Source organism: Streptomyces aculeolatus (genome assembly GCF_020400605.1).
In the GTDB taxonomy this organism is placed as follows: Bacteria; Actinomycetota; Actinomycetes; order Streptomycetales; family Streptomycetaceae; genus Streptomyces; species Streptomyces aculeolatus.
In genome coordinates, this window is record NZ_JAINRD010000112.1 from 1 (window position 1) to 445 (window position 445).

1 pseudogene is annotated in these 445 nt (G+C 71.2%); it reads left to right on the forward strand.

Annotation, left to right across the window (positions count from 1 at the left end):
• Positions 1–445: pseudogene (locus LG396_RS38940) on the forward strand (polyketide synthase); the annotation flags it as partial.

Sequence of the window (445 nt, forward strand, 5' to 3'; positions counted from 1 at the left end):
TCAGGATGGTGCGTCGAATGGTCTGACGGCGCCGAACGGGCCGTCCCAGCAGCGGGTCATCCAGCAGGCCCTGGCCAGCGCCGGACTCAGCGCCGGGCAGGTCGACGCCGTGGAGGCGCACGGGACCGGCACCAAGCTCGGCGACCCCATCGAGGCACAGGCCCTGCTGGCGACGTACGGCCGGGAGCACTCGGCGGAACAGCCGCTCTGGCTGGGGTCGCTGAAGTCCAACATCGGGCACACCCAGGCCGCAGCGGGTGTCGCGGGTGTCATCAAGATGGTCGAGGCGATGCGGCGCGGGGGCCTTCCGCGCACGTTGCACGTCGATCAGCCCACCACGCATGTGGACTGGGATGCGGGTGCGGTGGCGTTGTTGACGGAGGCGCGGGAGTGGCCGGAGACGGGGGAGCCGCGTCGTGCGGCGGTGTCGTCGTTCGGCATCAGT